Genomic DNA, 16,176 nt, shown 5'->3' on the forward strand with positions numbered 1-16,176 from the left:
ACGAGAAAGCGGGGCCCGGCCGACAGCCGGGCCCCGCTTTCTCGTGATCAACGGGAAACGCTCCCCCGGAGGGGAGCGCAGCACCGATAATCGGGAGGGAAGACCGCGGGAGCACCGCACCGCCGAGGGAAAGGCCGCACATGGGCACTCAGCAGGAGAAGGACGAGCTGTACGCGCTCGACATCAGCGGCGTGGAGTGGGAGGGGCCTCCGGGGTCCAGCCCCGACGAGGAGCGGGTCGAGATCGCGCGGCTGCCCGAGGGCGCGGTGGCCATGCGGTCCTCGCTCGACCGGGACACCGTCCTGCGCTACACGGCGGCCGAGTGGGAGGCCTTCGTACTCGGGGCCAGGGACGGGGAGTTCGACCTCGACCGCGGCCCGCGCTGAGTTCCGTACGCCGCAACGGCACGAAGGGGCGCGCCCGGCCGGGCGCGCCCCTTCGTCATGCGGCTGTGGCCGACCGGGCTCAGTAGGCCTCGGTGAACAGGCGCGAGGCCTTCACGTCGGTGGCGCGGTAGTCGCCCTTGCCGCGCTCGATCAGCGTGGCGACCTGCTCCAGCTGCTTGTGCATGTGGTCGGCCTTGCCCTTGTACTTCCCCTGGAGGGTGACGTACGCCTGGTGCGCCTCACCGTCCCAGGTGTCCGTGACGACCTTCAGGGCCTGGTCCATCTCCTCCAGGTCCGTCATGATCTTCTTCGAGACGACGCGGATGCGGTCCGCCATCTCCTGGACGGTCTCATACCGGACCTTGGTGTGCCCGCCGTCGGGACCGGACATGTTGTACTCCTTCACGCTGAGTTGACTGGGAACGACGTGACGCCGCGAGACCTGGGCGGCAGGTCAGATGCTGTTGAGGCCCGAGCCGCCCTGGCCGGCGCCGGCCTGCACCGTCTTGAACGCCGCGCGCACGTCGTCGTCCTGCGCGTTGCTGAGGTTCTTGGTCTGCGCGACCGCGTTGTGCAGCACCCCGAGCAGACGACGGATCTCGTCGTGGTCCTCGTTGACGACCGTCTGGGCGGAAACGAAGCCCGAGGCACCCACACCGGTCCAGCCGGCGCTCACCGTGGCGAGGATGTCGGCCAGCTCGCGGGACTGGGTGGTGACGGCACGGGCCGTCGTCTCGATCTTGTTCTTCGCCTGGACGATCGGATCGTCTGCGAGTCCGAAATTGCTCATCCGAAGCTCCTCACTTCTCAATTCGCCGGCAGAACCGGCGGATTGCGCAGCGGAAGGGAGGTTCCGGGCGCGGATCTGAGTCACGCACCACCGGAAATCCCCTCCGCCTCACGCGATCCCCCGATCACAGTCGTGAAGCCTGGTGTCACTCTAGCCAGTTCATCTGACAGGCCCAACACCGGTGGGCCGCTACCGTTGATGAACTGTGACGGTTCACTGCAAACGGCCCCGGCGCTTGCGCGCGTCGCGCACCACCGTCGCCGTGCCCGCGATGACCGCGATCAGCACGCCCGCGATGCCGAGAGCGTACGTGCCGAACCGCTCCTCGCGCTCCTGCGCCGTCTCGGTCATCCGCAGCGCCGCCGCCTCGGGCGCGGCCGCCGGGGGCGGGCCCGGGTCCGGGACCGGGGCCTTGGGCGCCTCGTGGTCCTGCGTGACCGCCCGCACCGGGTCGACGACGCCCCATCCGACGTAGTCGTCACGGCCGTTGACCGATCGCTCGGCGGTTCCCTGGATCTGCCAGATGATCTGCTGCGGGGTCCAGTCCTCGTGCTTGGCGCGCAGCAGGGCGGCGAGCCCGGCCACGTACGGCGCAGAGAAGCTGGTGCCGTTGTCGATGCACTGCCCGAATCCGGGGACGGTGGAGACCATGTCCACGCCGGGCGCGGCGACCCCGATGAAGTCGCCGGGCTGGGAGAACGCCGCCCGCTCGTTGTTGCGGTCCGAGGCGGCCACGGCGAGGACGCCCGGGAAGGCCGCCGGGTAGGTCTTGCGCTTCTCCCCGGTCATGCCGTCATTGCCCGCCGAGGCCACGACCACGACCTTGGCGTCGACGGCCCGCTGGACGGCCTTGCCGAGCTCGGAGTCGGCGCTCAGCGGGACGTCGGTGTCCTGGGAGATGTTGATGACCTGGGCGCCCTTGGACACCGCGTGGTCGATCGCCTGGCCGAGCGAGAGGGCGTTGCCCTTGCCCTGCCCGTCGTTCTGCCGGATCGGGATGATCGTGGCGTCGGGGGCCAGGCCGACGAAGCCGGTGCCCTCCTGCGGCCGGGCCGCGATCAGCCCGGCCACCTTGGTGCCGTGGCCGACCGTGTCGGTGGTCCCGTCGCCGCCCTTGGGGTCGACGAGGTCCTTGCCCGCGCCCACGTCTATGGCCCCGCTGAGCTGCGGGTTCGCCCGGTCCACACCGGTGTCGATGACGGCGACGCGGACGGGCTTGCCGTTCTTGTCCTTGCCCTTGGTCTGCGCCCAGAGCGCGTCGAGCAGCAGCCGCTGCAGGGCCCAGGGGCGGTCGGCGATCTGCTTCTTCATGGGGAAGGTGCACTCGCCCGCGCCCGCGAGCGCCAGGGGGGCGGCCGGGGCGTGGACGGGCTGCGGGTACGGAGCCGCCGCGGCGGCGCCGGCCGCGGCGGTCGTACCGGACAGGGCGGCGGCGAGCGCGGCGCAGACGAGCGCACCGCGTGCGTACGGGGACATCGGGATCGACATCGGCATCGGCGGCGTCCTCACGAACCCTGGGGCTGGCGGGCGGAGTTGGTGTCCAGGCGCGGCCCCTTCGAGAGGAACTCCGACCACGCGATGGGCACCATGGCCGGTGTGACGGTCCCGTAGCCGAGCCGGATCTGCGCCTGGCTGGCCTCGGGCCGGCCGTCGGCGGTGGCCTGGCCGTTCTGCTGGTCGGAGGCGCCGATCTTCGACTTCTCGGCGTCGCTGTCCCCGTTGGCCTGCACCGCGTACCGCAGGCCGGTGTCGGTGACCAGGAAGAGGGCGCCGCCCGCCGTGGTCTGCCGCCCCTGGACCTGTGTGAAGAGCAGTCCCGAGCCCGGCGTGACGTACGCGCTGGTGCCGCTGGCGGTGATGTCGATGGGGAATCCGGTGCCGGCCCAGGTGCTCAGCGTCTGGTTGCCCTGGCCGTCGACCGAGCGCAGCACGTTGCAGACGGTGTCGCGGGCGCCGGCGCCCTGCGAAGCCGCGCCTTGCGCACCGGCGGCGTCCGCCGGGGCGGCCGTCATGTTGATGCGGTCGGACTTCCTCTGCGGCCACTTGGCCTCGCCCTTGAACGGCGTGGTGTCCGGGTTGAGGGACTGGAGGTCGACCTCGTGGGGCTTGCCGTGCATGTTGAGGCCGTCGGTCGCGGGCGCCGAAATCAGCAGCCACGCCATGAAGTCGGAGACCGGGGCGACCTTCCCGGGCAGGACGACGTAGTGCTGCGCGCCGGAGCCGGTCTGCGCCATCAGCACCATGCCGACCTTGTTGTCGGCGGTGGTCAGGCCCTGGACGTCCGCCTTCGTGCCGGCCGCGACCGGCAGCTGCGGGAAGGCCAGGTCGTCCCCGGGGTTGAGGGTGGCCAGCCAGGACTCGGTGACCTGCTGCGGGGTGGCGCCGGTACTGCCGACCAGCGCGTTGGTCATCTTCCCCGCGTCCGCGCCGCCTTCGGGGAACTTGTACTTCGTGCCCGAGGCGTCGACCAGGTAGCGCTCCTTGGCCCCGCCCGTGCTCTGCACGTACAGCATCTGCGTGTCGGTGAGCTTGCGGGCGTCGTCCATCAGTCCCGCCTCGCGGTCGGCGAGGACGAACGTCGCGGTCTGCACGGTCTTGCCGTTGCCGCCCGGCGCCTGGCAGACGGCCCACCGCTTGGCCTTGCCCGCGTCCTGCGGGGCGGGCAGCCGGTCGGGCGCGTACGGGATGCCGATGATGGGCCCGCGCGGTGGCTTGCCCGCGTCCAGGACCTTGTCGTCGATCTGGATCACCTTGAACTTCTGCGGATCCAGCAGGAGTCGGGCGGAGGCCAGGTTGAGCACCGGGTGCAGCCGGGTCTGGTCCTTGCCGTTCACCTTCGTCGTCAGCACCACGTACCGGGTCGTGGACTGCTTGCCGACGATGACCTTCGTACCCGCCTCGTCCCAGCCCTTGGGGGCCTGCGGCTTGAACATCCCCCACGCACCGAACGCGGCGAGTACGAGCGCCCCCGCGACCAGCCCGGGCAGGACCGCGCGCAGCGGGCGCGGTGCGCCTTCCTCGGAGCCCGTGGCGGAAGGCTGGAGGAACGCGGCCACCGTGCGCCGCTTCGCAAAGGTGTACGCGTTGAGTTCATCACGTCGTGATGCCATGACCGCCTGCTTCTCCCCGCATCGGCCCGGTCGGTGAGTACGGTCCCCGGGCCTCGATTGTCGGACCGGGCACCTACTATGCCTCTTGACGGAGGGTGGGTACGGGCCGGGTAGGGTGAGGCCGCCGTTCGCTGCCTTCCGGACCGCACGAATCAGCACGGGATACGGCCCTGGGGGCACCTCCCGGCGATATCCGGGGCAGAAAGGGGAGGTGGGCGCGTGATGGCCACCGCGACGCAGCCGCAGACGGGTGCGCCCGCACCCGCGCGCGGCGGGGTGACGCCGAATCCGAAGTCGAGCCCGGGCCGTTTCGGCCCGTTCCGACTGCAACAACTCGTACTGCTCCAGATCGCCGTGGCCGCCCTGCTGGTGGCCTGGGTCGTGGAGCCGATGCTGCTGGTGCCCGCCGGTGTCCTGGCGCTCGCCCTGGTGGTGCTCGCCGTCGTACGCCGCCACCAGCGCTCCCTGCCCGAGTGGCTCGGCGGCGCCCTCGAACTGCGCTCGCGGCGCCGCCGGGCCGCGTCGTTCGCGGTGCCCGCGGGCACCGAGCCGGGGCTGGCCCCGCTCGTGGAGGCCGATCCGGCGCTGCGGACCCTCACGTTCAGCGACCGCGACCGTCGGCCCGTCGGGATGGTCGGTGACGGGACGTTCCTGACCGCCGTCGTCCAGGTGGACATGGACGCCACCGCGCTGCGGCCCGACCGCGGTGCGCGGCCGCTTCCGCTGGGGCTCGTACGGGACATCCTCGAAGTCGACGGCATCCGGCTGGAGTCGGCCCAGCTGGTGCAGCACACGCAGCCCGCGCCCGCCCCGCACCTGCCGGCCCAGTCGATGGCCACCCGCAACTACGCGCCGCTGCAGGCCGCCACGGGCACCCCGGCGGTGCGGCTGACCTGGATCGCGCTCAAGCTCGACCCGGAGCTGTGCCCCGAGGCGGTCACCGCGCGCGGCGGCGGGCTCGCGGGCGCGCAGCGCTGTGTGGTGCGGGCGGCCGACCAGTTGGCGAGCCGGCTGACCGGGGCCGGGTTCCGGGCCACCGTGCTCACCGAACAGGAGCTGACGGGCGCCCTGGCGACGTCCTCGTGCGCGAACCCGATGGCGATCACGCAGGCGGGGCGCTCGGCGAGCACCGGCCGGCGGACGGAGGAGACGGCGCGGATCTGGCGCTGTGACGACCGGCGGCACACCACGTACTGGATAGCCCGCTGGCCGCAGCTCGGCGGCGGCGGGGCGGCGTCCCTGCCGCAGTTCGTGGCGCTGCTGACCTCGCTGCCGGCGCTGGCGACGAACTTCAGCCTGACGATGGCTCCGGCGGAGCGCCAGGGAGTGACGCTGACCGGCCATGTACGGGTCACGGGGCGCAGTGACGAGGAACTCGTGGCGGCCCGCCGGGAACTGGAACGGACGGCCCGCGGTGTGCGCACCGGGCTGGTCCGGCTCGACCGTGAACAGGTACCGGGGCTGCTGGCTTCGCTGCCGCTGGGAGGGGCGCGATGAGGGGCGGCTTCGGACTGATCGGCCCGCGCCGGGAACGGCACGTGGTCCCGGCGGTGGACCTGGACACGCTGGCTCTGCCCATCGGGGACGACGGGGTCGTCATCGGCGTGGACGCCGAGGGGCGTCCGGCGGTGCTCGGCATCAACCGGCCCACGCCGTACGAGGTGACGCTGATCGGCGGCCTGTGGACGGCTCAGGTGCTCGCGCTGCGGGCGGCGGCCACGGGGGCGCGGGTGGCGGTGGAGACCGGGCGCGGGCAGGTGTGGTCCGGGCTGGCGCAGGCGGCGGGCGGCGGTCAGCAGTGCGTGACGCTGCACGAGGTCGGCCGGGTGCCGCCGCAGGGCGCTTCGGCGGGCAGCCCGGTGCTGGTGATCCGGGACTGCGGGATGCGGCCGCCGCGCGGACGCGTGGTGGCCGGGCCCTGGCAGTCGGTGCTGACCCTGCTGCCGTACCTGAGCCCGACGGCGCCGCGGCTGCTGCAGAACTCCTCGCTGGTGGGTGTGCAGCGGGTGTCCCCGGACGAGGCGGAGCAGCTCGGCCGCCTGATGAACCTGCCGCGGGCGGCCGTCGATTCCCTGCCGACGCTGGGCGACGGGGTCACCCTGTGGTGCACGCCGCGGGACCGCCAGTTCGTGATGACCCAGGGCACGGAGGCCGAAACCGGCCTCCTGGGCCCGTCCCGCCGCATCGACTGAGCCCCGTCCGGCCCGGCCGGCCCCTCCGGCACGGCCCTCCCCGGCCCCGGTGACGGTTGCTCAGGAGGCGGCCACCCTGTAGGCAGGACGGGAAGGACGACGCCACCGGGGCGGCCCGCAGGGCCCGGCCCCGCGGCCCGTCCAACGGGGGCGGACACCGGTGTCGGCGCGCACGATTAGGCTGAGCGTGGGCGCGGCGTCGAAGTGGGCGCCGGACCAGTGTTCGACAGACCAGGAGGACCAGTGAGCGGCGATCGGAACGAGAGGCGCGGCGGGACTTGGGACGTCCCGACGGACGATCAGTCCGACGCGGAGCCCGAGGTGACGGGCGAGTTCACCATCGACTACACCCCGCCGGCCTGGTACACGCAGGGCGCGGCTTCGGCCACCCCCGTACCGGGCCTGCCCGAGGGCAGCGGATTCGAGCCCCACCGCCCGTCGGACGTGGCCTCTCCCCCGACGATGCGGATCGCCCCGCCGGTCCCGCGCACGCCGTCGGACGGCGCGGGAGTACCGTCCCCCTTCCCGGCACCGGCCCCGGCGCCTCAGCCCGCCGACAACGCCGCCCCGCCCGCGCCGTTCCCGGCACCGGCCCCCTTCAGCACCCCGGCCGACACGCCGGCGCCCTCGGCGTTCCCGGCCCCGCCGGCACCGGCCGACGGCACCGGCGCTCCCGCGGCCGAGGCACCCGTTCCGCCGGCCCCGGCCCCCTTCGCTCCCCCGGCGCTCCCGGCGCCGATCGACGCGCCCGCGCTGCCGGCTCCGGTCCAGGTCCCGGCGCCGTTCGCCGCCGAGCCCTCGGACGCGCCCGGACCGCTCGTGAAGGCCTCCTTCGAAGCGCCCGTCCCCGTCCAGCGGCAGGACACCCCGCCCGACGGGACGCCCGTCCCGTTCGCGGGAACCGAGCCCGCCGCTCCGGAGGACGGGCCCCGGGACGCCGTCCCGACGCCGGAGGCCCCGGAGCCCGTCAGCCCCGCGGACGCGGTTCACCCGCCCGTGGGAGCCCCCTTCGGGGGACCCGGGGGCGAACTCCCGGCGCTGCCGCCCGCGTTCCCCGCCACCCCGGCACCGCAGGACGGGTACGGTTTCCCGCCCGCCCCCGGCCCGGCCCCGACCGCGCCCCAGGACGGGTACGGCTTCCCCCCGAACCCGGGTCCCACCACCCCCGCGCCAGCACCGCAGGACGGCTACGGCTTCCCCCCGAACCCCGGCCCCGCCGCACCCGCGCCCGCGCCGCAGGACGGCTACGGGTTCCCCCCGAACCCCGGCCCCGCCGCGCCCGCGCCCGCGCCAGCACCGCAGGACGGGTACGGGTTCCCCCCGAACCCCGGCCCCACCACCCCCGCGCCCGCGCCCGCGCCCGCGCCCGCGCCGCAGGACGGGTACGGGTTCCCCCCGGCTCCCGCACCGGCGCAGCCGATGCCGCAGCCCCAGCCGGCCGTCGAGGCGAGCGACTACGCGTTCCCGCCCGCGCAGGCCGCGCCCGTACCGCCGCAGCACCAGCAGCCCCAGCCACACCAGCAGCCGCAGCCGCAGCCGCAGTACGACCCCCGTACCAGCGCCCAGTGGCCCGCCGGGCCCCAGCCCGGCCCGCAGCCGCACGACCCTCGCTACCAGCCCGGCCCGGGCACCGGCGGCGGCGCGCCCCTCGGCTACACCGCCGCCGTCGAGCTGTCCTCGGACCGCCTGCTGCGCGGAAAGCAGAAGCCCCGGCCCCAGCGCTCCGGGTTCCGGTTCGGCGGCAAGGCCGCCGAGGCCGAGCGCCTGCGCAAGCTGCAGCTGATCCGCACCCCGGTCATGTCCTGCTATCGCATCGCCGTCATCAGCCTCAAGGGCGGCGTCGGCAAGACCACGACCACGACCGCCCTCGGCGCCACCCTCGCCACCGAGCGCCAGGACAAGATCCTGGCCATCGACGCGAACCCCGACGCCGGCACCCTCGGCCGCCGGGTCCGCCGCGAGACCGGGGCCACGATCCGGGACCTGGTCCAGGCGATCCCGTACCTGAACTCGTACATGGACATCAGGCGGTTCACCTCCCAGGCCCCCTCCGGCCTGGAGATCATCGCCAACGACGTCGACCCGGCCGTCTCCACGACGTTCAACGACGAGGACTACCGCCGCGTCATCGACACGCTCGGCCGCCAGTACCCGATCATCCTCACCGACTCGGGCACCGGGCTCCTCTACTCCGCCATGCGCGGCGTCCTGGACCTGGCCGATCAGCTGATCATCATCTCGACCCCGTCGGTGGACGGCGCCAGCAGCGCGAGCACCACGCTCGACTGGCTCTCCGCGCACGGATACGCCGATCTCGTCTCCCGCTCGATCACCGTCATCTCGGGGGTCCGCGAGACCGCCAAGATGATCAAGGTCGAGGACATCGTGCAGCACTTCGAGACCCGCTGCCGGGGCGTCGTCGTGGTGCCGTTCGACGAGCACCTCGCGGCCGGCGCCGAGGTCGACCTGGACATGCTGCGGCCGAAGACCCGGGAGGCGTACTTCAACCTCTCCGCGCTCGTCGCCGAGGACTTCCTCCGCGCGGCCCAGCAGGCCCCCCAGGGCCACTGGGGGGCGCCCCAGCAGCCGCAGCCCCAGCCGCACCAGCAGGCTCCGCAGCCGCAGCCGCAGGGCCAGCCGTACGGCCAGCCCCAGGGCCCGTCCCCGTACCAGCAGCCCCCGCAGCCGTACGGCCAGCCCTATCCGCAGCCCGGCCAGCCCTGGCAGCCCCAGCAGCAGCCGCCCCAGCACCCGCAGCAGCCCCCGCGCGACCCGCGCCTCGGCTGACGACGGCGGCCAGGAACGAGAAGGGCCCGTACCTCCCCCGGGGGAGGTACGGGCCCTTGCGTGTTCGGGGCGGGGCGGCGGGCGCAGCCGGCCCGCCCGCGACCCGGCTCAGTGCTCCGGCTCAGCGCTCCACGTCGTACGCGTCCGTCAGCGTCCGCGCCCGCTTCACGTCGTCCGCGATCGCTTCGAGGAGCCCGTCCAGCGAATCGAACTTCGCCATGCCGCGCACGTACGCGAGGAAGTCCACGGTGACGTGCAGGCCGTACAGGTCCAGGCCGACCCGGTCGATCGCGTATGCCTCCACCGTCCGCTCGGTGGCGTCGAACTGCAGGTTCGTGCCCACCGAGATCGCGGCCGGCATGCGCTCGCCGTTGGCCGTGAGCCAGCCCGCGTACACGCCGTCCGCCGGGATCGCGGTGTGCGGGGGCGTCTCGACGTTGGCGGTCGGGTAGCCGAGCTCGCGCCCGCGCTGGGCGCCCCGTACGACGACGCCCTCGACCCGGTGCGGCCGGCCCAGGATCTCGGCCGCGCCCTCAATGTCGCCCTCGGCTACCAGCCTGCGCGCCAGGGTGGAGGAGAAGGGCACGCCGCCGCCCGCCTCGCCGCGCTCGACCAGGTCCACGACCTCGACCTCGTAGTCGTACGTGGCGCCCAGTTCGCGGAGGAAGTCGACGTTCCCGGCGGCCCGGTGGCCGAAGCGGAAGTTCGGACCCTCGATGACGGCGCGCGCGTGCAGCTTGTCGACGAGCACCTTCACGATGAAGTCGGCCGGGGAGAGCTGCGAGAACTCCGCCGTGAACGGCAGGATCAGCAGCGCGTCCACACCCAGCCCGGCCATCAGTTCGGCACGGCGGTCGTACGGGGCCAGGATCGGCGGGTGGCTGCCGGGGCGCACGACCTCGCTCGGGTGCGGGCTGAAGGTGACGACGACGGACGGGACGCCGAGCGCGCGGGCCTTGGCCACGGCCTGCCCGATGATCAGCTGATGGCCCCGGTGCACACCGTCGTACGAGCCGATGGTGACGACGCTGCGTCCCCAGTCCTGGGGGATGTCCTCCAAGCCACGCCAGCGCTGCACTGTGACCGCTCCTCGCCCGAACCGTGTAGGCCCTTGTACTGGTTGCCGATTGCTGGTCTAAGACTGCCATGCCCGTGCCCGGGGCCCAGCATCGGCATCTGGCTGGGGTCCGTCTCCGTCATCTCGGGAAGGCGGTGCCCCGGCGGGGAGGGGTACGGGGGGCGAAAGCGCCCCCTTACGCTCCCTCCAGTCACTCCGAGCGCCTGCCCGGACGGGTGAATGCGAGGGCCCCGCTGGACAGACACCTACCCGAGGGGGGTCGTGGAGCGGTGAGCGGCAGGCGATGTGCGCTCACCGCTCCACGTCAAAACGGATCAGCGGATCAGCGGATCAGCGGATCAGGCGAAGACCGCCAGGGACTTCGCCTTGCCGCCCTTGCTCTCCACGAGCCCGAGCAGCACGCCTTCCGGCCCGTAGACCGCCACCGTCCGCCCCGCGGGGTACGCGTCCGGCATGTCGATCCGCACGCCGTTGGCGAGCAGCGAGGCCCGCCGGGCGTCGAGGTCCCAGCGCGGGAAGGCCGCGGCCGCCGCCTCGCCGATCGGCATGACGGTCAGCTCCTCCTGGAGCTGGTCCAGGGTCCGCGCCCGGTCGATCTTGTACGGGCCCACCCGGGTGCGCCGCAGCGCGGTCAGGTGCCCGCCGACGCCGAGGTCGGCGCCCAGGTCACGGGCGAGCGCGCGGATGTACGTACCGCTGGAGCAGACGACGGAGACGACGAGGTCGACGACCTTGGTGCCGTCCTCGGCCTCCGCGTGCCGCATGTCGTACACCTGGAACGACGAGATGGTCACCGGCCGGGCCGGGATCTCGAAGTCCTCGCCGTCCCGGGCGCGCTTGTAGGAGCGCACGCCCTTGATCTTGATGGCGCTGACCCTCGACGGGACCTGCATGATCTCGCCGGACAGCTTGGCGATGCCCTTGTCCACGGCCTCGCGCGTCACCGCGGAGGCGTCCGCCGAGGAGGTGATCTCACCCTCCGCGTCGTCCGTCAGGGTGTTCTGACCGAGGCGGATCGTCCCGAGGTACTCCTTCTCGGTGAGCGCGAGGTGGCCGAGGAGCTTGGTGGCCTTCTCGACGCCCAGGACGAGGACGCCCGTCGCCATCGGGTCGAGCGTGCCGGCGTGGCCGACGCGGCGGGTCTTGGCGATCCCGCGCATCTTGGCGACCACGTCGTGCGAAGTGAAGCCGGACGGCTTGTCGACGATGACAAGGCCGTCCGGCGTCTTCCCTGCGTTGGTGCTCATTCCGCGGCTGCGTCCTCGTCGTCGTCCTCGCCCGGCTTCTTGTACGGGTCCGCGTCTCCGGCGTACTCGGCGCCGGAGGACACCTCGCGCACCTGGGCGTCGGAGCTCCGCGCCTTCTCGAGGAGGTCCTCGATGGTCTTGGCGTTCTCCGGGAGGGCGTCCGCGACGAAGGTCAGGGTGGGCGTGAACTTGGTGCCCGCCGCCCGGCCGACCGCGGAGCGCAGTACGCCCTTGGCGCTTTCGAGGCCCGCCGCCGCGCTGGCGCGGTCCTCGTCGTCACCGTAGACCGTGTAGAAGACCGTGGCCTCCCGCAGGTCGCCGGTGACCCGGGTGTCCGTGATGGTCACGTGCGTACCGAGGCGGGGGTCCTTGACACCACGCTGCAGCTTCTCGGCCACCACCTCCCGGATGAGGTCCGCCAGCTTCTTCGCCCGCGCATTGTCGGCCACTGGTCCGTCTCCTTCTTATGTCTTGCAGTCAGTCTTCATCACCGTGCAGCCGCCGTCTCACCGACAGCAGCTCCACTTCCGGACGTGCCGCGACCAGCCGCTCGCAGCGGTCCAGTACATCCGAGAGGAACCCCGCGTCCCCACTGACCAGAGCGACCCCGATACGGGCCCTGCGGTGCAGATCCTGGTCGCCCACTTCGGCCGCGCTCACGGAGAACTTGCGTTGGAGCTCGGCGACGATGGGCCGGACGACAGAGCGTTTCTCCTTCAGCGAGTGGACGTCGCCGAGGAGTAGATCGAAGGACAGAGTCCCCACGTACATTCAGTTCCGGATATCCCGCCGGTGCGGGTTCGGTGGCCTGCCGGCCGTCGCGCGGCAGGGTCACCAGAACCGTACACGCAACGGCCGGGGCCGATCGACGGATATTCCGCCGACCGGCCCCGGGCTTACGACACGGTGCGAACCGCCTCGCGCTTACGCGCGGGGCTTCTCGCGCATCTCGTACGTCGCGATGACGTCGTCGATCTTGATGTCGTTGAAGGAACCGAGGTTGATACCACCCTCGAAGCCCTCGCGGATCTCGGTGACGTCGTCCTTGAAGCGGCGCAGACCGGAGATGGTGAGGTTCTCGGCGATGACCTTGCCATCGCGCAGGAGCCGCGCCTTGGTGTTGCGCTTGACCTCGCCGGAGCGGATGAGAACACCCGCGATGTTGCCCAGCTTGGACGAGCGGAAGATCTCGCGGACCTCCGCCGTACCGAGCTCGACCTCTTCGTACTCCGGCTTGAGCAGACCCTTGAGGGCCGCCTCGATCTCCTCGATGGCCTGGTAGATCACCGAGTAGTAGCGGACGTCGACACCCTCGCGGTCCGCCATCTGCGCGGCACGGCCGGCCGCACGGACGTTGTAACCGATGACGATGGCGTCGGAGCCCATCGCCAGGGCGATGTCGGACTCGGTGACCGCACCCACACCGCGGTGCAGGACACGGATGTCGACCTCTTCGCCGACGTCGAGCTGGAGCAGCGAGGACTCGAGAGCCTCGACCGCACCGGACGCGTCGCCCTTGATGATGAGGTTGAGTTCCTGGACCAGACCGGCCTTGAGGACCGAGTCGAGGTCTTCCAGGGACACCCGGCGGACGCGCTTGGCGAAGTTGGCGTTGCGCTCACGCGCAGCACGCTTCTCGGCGATCTGACGGGCGGTGCGGTCCTCGTCGACGACGAGGAAGTTGTCGCCGGCGCCGGGGACGTTGGTGAGACCCAGGACCAGGACGGGGGTCGACGGACCCGCTTCCTCGACGTTGTTGCCCTTGTCGTCGAGCATGGCGCGCACTCGGCCGTAGGCGTCGCCCACGACCATCGTGTCGCCGACGCGGAGGGTACCGCGCTGGACGAGGACGGTGGCAACGGCACCGCGGCCGCGGTCGAGGTGGGACTCGATCGCAATACCCTGAGCGTCCTGCTCCGGGTTGGCGCGCAGGTCGAGCGAGGCGTCGGCGGTGAGGACGACGGCCTCGAGCAGGGAGTCGATGTGCAGACCCTGCTTGGCGGAGATGTCGACGAACATCGTGTCGCCGCCGTACTCCTCGGCGACCAGACCGAACTCGGTGAGCTGACCGCGCACCTTGACCGGGTCGGCACCCTCGACGTCGATCTTGTTGACCGCGACGACGATCGGAACGCCGGCGGCCTTGGCGTGGTTGAGCGCCTCGATCGTCTGCGGCATCACGCCGTCGTTGGCCGCGACCACGAGGATCGCGATGTCGGTCGACTTGGCACCACGGGCACGCATGGCGGTGAACGCCTCGTGACCCGGGGTGTCGATGAAGGTGATCTTGCGCTCTTCACCGTTGACCTCGGTACCGACCTGGTACGCACCGATGTGCTGCGTGATGCCACCGGCCTCGCCCGCAACGACATTCGTCTTGCGGATGGCGTCGAGCAGTCGGGTCTTACCGTGGTCGACGTGACCCATGACGGTCACGACCGGCGGACGCGGCATGAGGAATTCCTCGCCGCCCTCGTCCTCGCCGAACTCGATGTCGAAGCCCTCGAGGAGCTCGCGGTCCTCTTCCTCCGGGCTGACGATCTGAACGATGTAGTTCATCTCGCCGGCCAGCATTTCGAGGGTCTCGTCGGAGACGGACTGCGTGGCAGTGACCATCTCGCCGAGGTTCATCATGACCGCGACCAGCGACGCCGGGTTGGCGTTGATCTTCTCCGCGAAGTCGGTGAGCGAAGCACCGCGCGACAGGCGAACGCTCTCGCCGTTGCCGCGGGGCAGCATCACGCCGCCGACCGACGGGGCCTGCATGGCCTCGTACTCCTGGCGCCTCTGACGCTTCGACTTGCGACCGCGACGGGCGGGCCCGCCGGGACGGCCGAAGGCACCCTGCGTGCCACCACGGGCACCGGGACCGCCGGGACGGCCACCGAAGCCGGGACGACCGCCGCCACCGGCGCCGGCCGGGCCGCCGCCGAAGCCGCCGCCACCCGGACGCGGGCCGCCGAAGCCGCCGCCGCCCGCGGGACGCGAGCCGGGACCGGCCGGACGGCCGGCGAAGCCGCCGCCACCGGGACGACCGGCGCCACCACCGGGACGCGGGCCACCGGCACCGGGACCACGGCCACCGGGGCCGCCACCGGGACGGGGACCAGGACCACCGGCAGCGGGACGCTGCGGCATCATGCCCGGGTTCGGACGGTTACCGCCGGGAGCACCACCCGGACGCGGGGCGCCGCCCTGCGGACGGGGCATGCCGCCCGGGGTCGGACGACCGGCACCGGTGCCCTGGGGACGCGGAGCGCCACCGGGACCGCCCTGCGGGCGGGGAGCACCCTGGCCACCGCCGGCGCCGGGGGCACCGGGACGGGGAGCGCCGGCCGGACGGGGCGCCTGCGGGCGCGCCATGCCGGTGGAGCCACCAGAGGTGAACGGGTTGTTGCCCGGACGGGGACCGGCCGGACGGGCGCCCTGCGGACGCGGGGCCTGGGAACCGGGACCGGAGGGACGCTGTCCCTGACCGGGGGCGGTGCCGGCCGGGCGCGGGGCGCCGGGACGGGCGCCGGCCTGGCCGCCCTGGGCCGCGGGACGCTGCTGCGCCGGACGCGGGCCGGGGGTCGCGCCGGGACCGGCGGGGCGCTCGGTGCGCGCCGGGGCGGCCGGGGCCGCCGGAGGCGCGGAGAACTCGGTCACCACGGGAGCCGCCGGAGCGGGCTTCGGGGCGGCCGGAGCCTTCGGACCGGGACGCGGGCCGGAGGCGGCCGGAGTCACCGGGGCAGCTGCGGCCGGAGCCTCGGCAGCGGCCGGCTTGGGGGCCGGGGCGCCGGGCTTCGGGGCAGCGGGACGTGCAACGGCACCCGGGGTGGGAGCCCCGGGCTTGGCGGGCGCGGCCTTGCGGGGCGCGCCCGGCTTCGCAGCGGACTTGCCGGCGTTGCCGCCGGGCCCCTGCAGTGCGTCAGTCAACTTGCGTACAACCGGCGCCTCGATCGTCGAGGACGCCGAACGGACGAACTCACCGAGTTCCTGGAGCTTGGCCATGACGACCTTGCTCTCAACTCCGAACTCCTTGGCGAGTTCGTATACCCGGACCTTAGCCACTTCGCTCCTTTTAGGTCCGGGTTACGCCGGACCGTCGCTACTTCATGGGCGTACTCATCGCGTACTCATCGAGTGCTCATCGCAATCTCGACCTACTTCCAACTCGCGAGGTACCTGACCGCACGGGGTATCCGTGCCGTACTACTTCTTACGGTGTCGCCTCGGCCACGACGGCCACGGCTTTGCTCAGTCCGGCAGTGTCGAGTGCTCCCGGGGACCGAAGGGCCCGGGGGAACGCTCTGCGACGGACCGCCTTGTCCAGACAGACCACGGCAGGGTGCACGTAGGCACCCCGGCCGGGCAGCGTACCGCTTGGATCAGGGACGCATTCGTCCCCGATCGCCACGATGCGCAGCAGATCGCTCTTGGCCGCTCGCTCCCGACACCCCACACAGGTGCGTTCGGGGCATGCGCGGGCTTGCGTCCGGCCAGACACGCCTAAGTCTACCTCCCCGCACCGACCTCACCCCTTCGGGCGAAAAATCGAACGGATGTTGTCGAGATCTGCTGTCTTGATCCTGTCTACCGGCCGG

Annotated in this window: 14 protein-coding genes; 4 read left to right on the forward strand and 10 right to left on the reverse strand. The window is 72.5% G+C overall.

Translation table 11 applies throughout. From position 1 onward, the window contains the following. Positions 1 to 140: 140 nt before the first annotated feature. The gene (locus tag ACIQU4_RS00065) at positions 141 to 386 is read left to right on the forward strand and encodes a DUF397 domain-containing protein (RefSeq protein WP_030161442.1); all 246 of its coding nucleotides are present in this window, start codon (positions 141 to 143) and stop codon (positions 384 to 386) included. 79 nt (positions 387 to 465) lie between these two features. Here ACIQU4_RS00065 and ACIQU4_RS00070 read toward each other — a convergent pair whose 3' ends face one another. From ACIQU4_RS00070 to eccB, 4 genes are all read right to left on the reverse strand, one after another. Next, positions 466 to 777: a WXG100 family type VII secretion target gene (locus ACIQU4_RS00070; protein ID WP_403723802.1), complete on the reverse strand. Its 312-nt coding sequence runs from the start codon at positions 775 to 777 to the stop codon at positions 466 to 468. A gap of 63 nt (positions 778 to 840) precedes the next feature. Then, positions 841 to 1,176, reverse strand: a complete 336-nt coding sequence (locus ACIQU4_RS00075) for a WXG100 family type VII secretion target (protein WP_054220986.1) — start codon at positions 1,174 to 1,176, stop codon at positions 841 to 843. A 213-nt stretch (positions 1,177 to 1,389) separates the two neighbouring features. Beyond that, on the reverse strand, positions 1,390 to 2,664 hold the full coding sequence (mycP, locus tag ACIQU4_RS00080) for a type VII secretion-associated serine protease mycosin (RefSeq protein ID WP_403725876.1): 1,275 nt from the start codon (positions 2,662 to 2,664) through the stop codon (positions 1,390 to 1,392). A gap of 17 nt (positions 2,665 to 2,681) precedes the next feature. Continuing rightward, positions 2,682 to 4,286, reverse strand: coding sequence for a type VII secretion protein EccB (gene eccB, locus ACIQU4_RS00085; RefSeq protein WP_403723805.1), 1,605 nt, complete (start codon positions 4,284 to 4,286; stop codon positions 2,682 to 2,684). A 222-nt stretch (positions 4,287 to 4,508) separates the two neighbouring features. Here eccB and eccE point away from each other — a divergent pair, with 222 nt between their 5' ends. The 3 genes from eccE to ACIQU4_RS00100 all read left to right on the forward strand — a co-directional run bounded on the left by eccE (position 4,509) and on the right by ACIQU4_RS00100 (position 9,265). Next, the gene (gene eccE, locus ACIQU4_RS00090) at positions 4,509 to 5,783 is read left to right on the forward strand and encodes a type VII secretion protein EccE (RefSeq protein WP_403723807.1); all 1,275 of its coding nucleotides are present in this window, start codon (positions 4,509 to 4,511) and stop codon (positions 5,781 to 5,783) included. After that, on the forward strand, positions 5,780 to 6,478 hold the full coding sequence (locus ACIQU4_RS00095) for a hypothetical protein (RefSeq protein ID WP_403723810.1): 699 nt from the start codon (positions 5,780 to 5,782) through the stop codon (positions 6,476 to 6,478). Before eccE ends, ACIQU4_RS00095 begins: the two co-directional genes overlap by 4 nt. Before the next feature lie 243 nt (positions 6,479 to 6,721). Then, positions 6,722 to 9,265, forward strand: a complete 2,544-nt coding sequence (locus tag ACIQU4_RS00100) for an SCO5717 family growth-regulating ATPase (RefSeq protein ID WP_403723813.1) — start codon at positions 6,722 to 6,724, stop codon at positions 9,263 to 9,265. A 121-nt stretch (positions 9,266 to 9,386) separates the two neighbouring features. On the opposite strand, the gene ACIQU4_RS00105 is transcribed toward ACIQU4_RS00100, so the two are convergent. The 6 genes from ACIQU4_RS00105 to ACIQU4_RS00130 form a co-directional block, all read right to left on the reverse strand. Continuing rightward, positions 9,387 to 10,343: a bifunctional riboflavin kinase/FAD synthetase gene (locus tag ACIQU4_RS00105; protein ID WP_403723816.1), complete on the reverse strand. Its 957-nt coding sequence runs from the start codon at positions 10,341 to 10,343 to the stop codon at positions 9,387 to 9,389. Between the two features lie 338 nt (positions 10,344 to 10,681). After that, complete coding sequence (truB, locus tag ACIQU4_RS00110) at positions 10,682 to 11,590, reverse strand: tRNA pseudouridine(55) synthase TruB (protein ID WP_403723819.1); 909 nt, start codon at positions 11,588 to 11,590, stop codon at positions 10,682 to 10,684. Beyond that, positions 11,587 to 12,039, reverse strand: coding sequence for a 30S ribosome-binding factor RbfA (gene rbfA / locus ACIQU4_RS00115; protein ID WP_403723822.1), 453 nt, complete (start codon positions 12,037 to 12,039; stop codon positions 11,587 to 11,589). The genes truB and rbfA overlap by 4 nt, the downstream gene beginning before the upstream one ends. 28 nt (positions 12,040 to 12,067) lie before the next feature. Next, entirely contained in the window at positions 12,068 to 12,361 is a 294-nt protein-coding gene (locus ACIQU4_RS00120) for a DUF503 domain-containing protein (RefSeq protein ID WP_030651158.1), read from the reverse strand. Between the two features lie 153 nt (positions 12,362 to 12,514). After that, positions 12,515 to 15,643 carry a translation initiation factor IF-2 gene (gene infB, locus ACIQU4_RS00125; RefSeq protein ID WP_403723825.1) on the reverse strand — a complete coding sequence of 1,043 codons (3,129 nt, stop codon included), beginning with the start codon at positions 15,641 to 15,643 and terminating at the stop codon, positions 12,515 to 12,517. A gap of 148 nt (positions 15,644 to 15,791) precedes the next feature. After that, entirely contained in the window at positions 15,792 to 16,079 is a 288-nt protein-coding gene (locus ACIQU4_RS00130; RefSeq protein WP_403723828.1) for a YlxR family protein, read from the reverse strand. Positions 16,080 to 16,176: the final 97 nt, after the last annotated feature.

The sequence above is a fragment of the Streptomyces sp. NPDC090741 genome (assembly GCF_044769045.1).
Taxonomy (GTDB): Bacteria; Actinomycetota; Actinomycetes; order Streptomycetales; family Streptomycetaceae; genus Streptomyces.